The organism is Ignavibacteria bacterium, assembly GCA_016873775.1.
GTDB lineage: Bacteria > Bacteroidota > Ignavibacteria > UBA10030 > F1-140-MAGs086 > JAGXRH01.
This window is the reverse complement of record VGWC01000149.1, coordinates 1-1820: the sequence shown is the minus strand read 5'-3', so window position 1 is coordinate 1820 and position 1820 is coordinate 1. Positions and strand designations below refer to the sequence as shown.

2 protein-coding genes and 1 pseudogene are annotated in these 1820 nt (G+C 42.4%); all 3 read right to left on the bottom strand.

Annotation, left to right across the window (positions count from 1 at the left end):
• A partial coding sequence (locus FJ218_11470) for a type II toxin-antitoxin system HicB family antitoxin (GenBank protein MBM4167520.1) occupies nucleotides 1-85 on the bottom strand: 85 nt, incomplete at its 3' end.
• A pseudogene (locus FJ218_11465) lies at nucleotides 82-337 on the bottom strand (type II toxin-antitoxin system HicA family toxin). The gene FJ218_11470 and the pseudogene FJ218_11465, both read right to left, overlap by 4 nt.
• 3 nt (nucleotides 338-340) lie before the next feature.
• Nucleotides 341-1820, bottom strand: a 1480-nt coding sequence (locus tag FJ218_11460) for an aldehyde dehydrogenase family protein (GenBank protein ID MBM4167519.1), incomplete at its 5' end; no start/stop codon positions are given.

Below are 1820 nucleotides of genomic sequence, written 5' to 3'. Positions count from 1 at the left end.
CCATACATCCCGACAATTCCGGAACTTCTGCGATAAATGCGTTATCATCATCGCTCCAATAAATTATGATTTCATATTTACTCATAGCAAATCACTTAACTGATATTTCAGAAAAATATTTCGAATTTGTTTCACTTGATATGCTTTCGCATTATTACTTTTGGGTTGGATATTGATAATTTCTTCAATTCCACTTTTGGAAAAAATATGATGACTTCCTTATGATGCGTTCATTGAAGTTGTAATTTTTCAAAACTAAACACAAGTCTTCAAAATCAATATTGTTATCTGCATTTCCACTGAGAATTTTCAGAAGAATCTTTTCAACCTTATTCATTCACTATGTATCAATCTGCGCTTTCTGCAACTTTCCGGAAAAGTCAACATAAATTGTTTTCCATTCCGAAAAGAAATCGTACACCGTCCATCCGCCTTCGCGATGACCGTTGCCCGTTTGTTTTACTCCACCAAATGGCATATGCGCTTCTGCTCCGATTGTTGGCGCATTGATGTACACAATTCCCGCTTTGATATCGCGCATTGCAGTGTACGCATTGTTGATATTTTTTGTGAACACGGAAGAAGACAAACCGTAAATCGTATCGTTCAAAACTTTTATTCCTTCTTCGATGGATTTTATTTTGAGCACTGAAAGCACGGGACCGAAGATTTCTTCTTTTGCAATGCGCATATTCGGAAGCACATCGCCAAAAATTGTTGGTTGATGAAACCATCCGTCATTCAAGCCGCTTCCTTTTGCAATGTTTCCTCCGCACACAAGTTTCGCGCCTTCTTTCTTTCCAATCTCGACGTATTCCATCACAGTATTTCGCTGCGATTCGGATACACACGGACCAACTTCCGTTGCATCCAAAAGTCCATCGCCGAGACGCAATTTTTCTGTACGCGCAACGAGCATTTTCATAAATTCATCATACACTTTTTCGTGAACAATCAAACGCGACGTTGCAGTGCAGCGTTGTCCCGTTGTTCCGAATGCTCCCCATAAAACAGCATTGAGCGCCAAATCCAAATCAGCATCGTCCATTACGATTTGCGCATTCTTTCCGCCGAGTTCAAGCGAAATGCGTTTCAATGTATCTGCTCCCATTTTAGAAATTTTCTTTCCCACTTCTGTCGAACCGGTGAACGAAATCAAATCCACATCGTGATGTTCGACGATTGCGTTTCCGACATCACTTCCGCCGCCATGAACAATATTCACAACGCCTTCGGGAACTCCGGCATCAATCAAAATTTCTACGAGATGTGTTGCAGTTTCGGGCGTAATTGATGCGGGTTTAAACACAATCGTATTTCCGCATAACAACGCAGGAAAACTTTTCCATGTCGGAATTGCCATCGGAAAATTCCACGGAGTAATCAATCCTGCAACGCCAATTGGAGAACGCACTGCCATATTGAATTTGTTCGGCAATTCGCTCGGAACGGTGTGACCGAATAATCGTCGTCCTTCCGATGCGGCGTAATATGCTGTGTCAATTCCTTCTTGCACATCGCCGCGCGTTTCGAGCAACACTTTTCCCATTTCTTTCGTCATTGCGCGGGCGAGTTCTTCTTTGCGTTCCGTCATTATGTCGCCGACTTTTTTGAGAATGTCTCCGCGTTTTGGTGCCGGAACTAATCGCCAACTCTCGAACGCTTTCTTCGCCGCGGCAACGGCTTCATTCACGTCTTCTTTTGATGATTTGGGAAACGTTCCCAATACTTCGTTGTTATTTGCCGGATTGCGATTCTCGAATTCTTGTCCCGATTTTGCATCGCACCATTTTCCGTTTATGTAGTTTTGAAATTTTTTA